Source organism: Candidatus Micrarchaeia archaeon, from assembly GCA_041653315.1.
Taxonomy (GTDB): Archaea; Micrarchaeota; Micrarchaeia; order Anstonellales; family JAHKLY01; genus JAHKLY01.
In genome coordinates, this window is record JBAZFO010000075.1 from 1 (window position 1) to 2,808 (window position 2,808).

Genomic DNA, 2,808 nt, shown 5'->3' on the forward strand with positions numbered 1-2,808 from the left:
ACTGGAATACCAACCTCAGAAAAAGAAGGAGAAAAAGGACCAAAAAGATATTTATATCGTTTTAATAGGAATTCAGCAGTAAGCGCGCTTGTTCGTAGGCTCATCGGCTGCTGCAGCAGGGTCTATCTCTGCATCTGCGGCATTCCGCGTGGGGTGTTAGCTGAAGAAAGACGCTAAGAAGAAAAATTAAAGCAAAAGGAGAGATTATAAATCTTCAGTATTAATATTAAAATGCCTTGTTAGCCCAAGGCCACATGCCAGCTTATAGGACTGAATTATTTAGTTTTTTAATTCAGGCATAAAATACATCTGCAACAGATAGTAGCGCAGTTTGTGAAACCTGAAGCAGAGGTGATTAAAGAATAAATTGGCTACTAATGCGCGCTTGTTCGTAGGCTCAACGACAACTACAACAGGGTCAATCTCAACAACTACAACAATCCGCGTGGAATGACCTAGGGCTTTCTTGGTTTCTTTAACTTTTAATAATCAAAAATTTTAAGTATATAATAAATATCTAAAAAATTAATTAAAAATATAAATAGTTATTATCTTGCAATTAAATTATCTTGAAAACATTTTTTCCTTTTTCTATTATCTCGCCGTCTTCTGCTAATAAGCGCAATACTACTAAACATGCATTTTCTTCTAATTTAGTTTTTAGCGCTATTTCACTTATTTTTAAACCATTTTTATTTTCTTCTAATATTTTAAGAATAAGGTCCTTATTTTTATTATAAAATTCAGAAGAGGCAATATAAAATTTTCCATCAAATCCACGTATTCCTTTTATTTCACCTTTTTTTATTTCCTCTTTTAGTTGTTTACTAATATTTTGTGCTTCTTCTTGATTATCAATAATCATAAATTCATTTTTTAAAGAAGGTTTTTTTTCTGGTTGTTTTCCAGTTAGTTCTGAATATATTTTTTGTGATATACTATACACTCCTGTTTTAGTATATTTTCCTTCTTTATATATTTTAACATACCCTTTTTTTATTAATTCTTCAAGTACTTCTTTTTCATTTGAATTTAGGGTTTTATATACATTTTCTGGAGTTCTTTTTTCAAATTTAAAAGAATTTAATTTTCTTAATAATTCAAATTCATTTAAAGTTAATTTATTTTTTTCTTTTGTTATAATAAGTCCTTCATCTGTTTTTGTACTTTTTATATTTCCCCCTAAGTAATCTGCAGTTTCTTTAGAAATTTCAATAAAATATTTATCTTTAATTTTTGTAATTCTGATTTTAATCACCTATAAAAATGATTTTTTACTATTTTACCATTTGGTTCTGTTTCTTTATATACATCTGCTTGAAATTTATAAATTTCAACAGTCGGCCTGTTCCACATATCTTTAGGGAGCCCTGCTTTTTCGCACGTATTGCATAAAAATTCTTTTGCATTCCAATTCCATTCAATTGGGATTTGAGGCAACAGAACTCCTGAAGTAGACCCGTATTTTATAATCAATCCATCTTTTCCTACTTTTATTTTAGATGGATATTCTTCTGGAGAAGAAACTTTGATTAATTCAGGTCTTGATAATATACTAATTTCAATTATAATATTGTTTAATTCTTCTTTTTTAATATGTGGAAATCTTGGATCATGTAAAGCAGCACTTATTGCGTTGTCAATTATGTTTTTATCTATTTCACCCATAGGATAAGGGTATCCAACCTGTCCTCTTAATTCATCATCTGGAAATGATTTTATTGTTACAAAAACTCCTTTTTCTTCTTTTAATTCTTTATCTTCTTTTATAGGTTCTATCTTTTTATTATTCTCTAAGTATTCAAAAATGGATTTTCTAGCTAATTCTATTAAATAAGAGGAGTTAGATTCAGAAACCATATACTAGTTATGTAGAGACACTTATAAATACTTTTGGTTTTAAATAACATATATGGAAATACCTGTTGAAAAAGGTAAAAAATATAAAATAAAAATAACTGCCATAACTGGAAATAATGAAGGTATAGGTCATTTTGAAAATTTTCCCATATATGTAAAAGAAGCTAAACAAGGAGAAGAGATTAAAGTTGAAATAATTGATATTAAAAGATATTATGCAATTGGAAGGTGAAGTTTATGAAAATTATTTATCTTGTTTTTATTTTAATGTTAATTCCTTTAATAAGTGCAGAATTCACTTTCTATAAAACAATAAATGGTACTGGAGAAGATTATGAAGATTTAGATGAAGTTTTTGATACTCCTGTAAGTATTTGGGTAGATAATAGTATTTTATATATTTCAGATACTGATGAAAATTTAGTTTATATAATGGAAGATAATGAGATTTATAGAAAACTAGGAGATTCTGATGACCACACAAATGAATTATATAGACCAAGAAGTTTATATATGAAAGAGGGAGTCTTATACATTTGTGATTCAAATGAAGGAGAAATAAAAGTATATGATAAAAAACCAAAATTATCTATTTTTTCTAAAGATAAAAATTTTTTTATTGAACCTTGGGGTATTACTTTTCTTGATGGATATTATTATATAATAGATAATCAAAATAGTAGATTGTATATACACAATGAAGATGAATCATATAATAGAACATATATAAATTTAGGAAGATTTAGCGGTCAATTAGATAGTCCTTCTGATATTTTTGCCGGGCCGGATAATCAATTGTATATAGCAGATACTGGAAATGATAGGATAGAAGTTTTTTATTCAAATTTAACATTTTTTCAAGATATTGGTAAAGGAAGAGGGGGAGTTTTATTAAATAAACCACAAGGAGTTTTTGTAAATGAAAAATTTGTTTTTGTAGCAGATACA

The 2,808-nt window shown here is 27.4% G+C and carries 4 protein-coding genes; 2 read left to right on the forward strand and 2 right to left on the reverse strand.

Features of this window, described 5'->3' with window-relative positions; all coding sequences use genetic code 11:
• Positions 1–559 precede the first annotated feature (559 nt).
• Both WC356_07805 and WC356_07810 read right to left on the reverse strand, forming a co-directional pair.
• Entirely contained in the window at positions 560–1,258 is a 699-nt protein-coding gene (locus tag WC356_07805) for a hypothetical protein (protein ID MFA5383047.1), read from the reverse strand.
• Entirely contained in the window at positions 1,255–1,860 is a 606-nt protein-coding gene (locus WC356_07810) for a TIGR00296 family protein (protein MFA5383048.1), read from the reverse strand. Before WC356_07810 ends, WC356_07805 begins: the two co-directional genes overlap by 4 nt.
• Positions 1,861–1,912: 52 nt before the next feature.
• Here WC356_07810 and WC356_07815 point away from each other — a divergent pair, with 52 nt between their 5' ends.
• Complete coding sequence (locus tag WC356_07815) at positions 1,913–2,092, forward strand: TRAM domain-containing protein (GenBank protein MFA5383049.1); 180 nt, start codon at positions 1,913–1,915, stop codon at positions 2,090–2,092.
• Between the two features lie 5 nt (positions 2,093–2,097).
• A partial coding sequence (locus WC356_07820; GenBank protein MFA5383050.1) for an NHL repeat-containing protein occupies positions 2,098–2,808 on the forward strand: 711 nt, incomplete at its 3' end.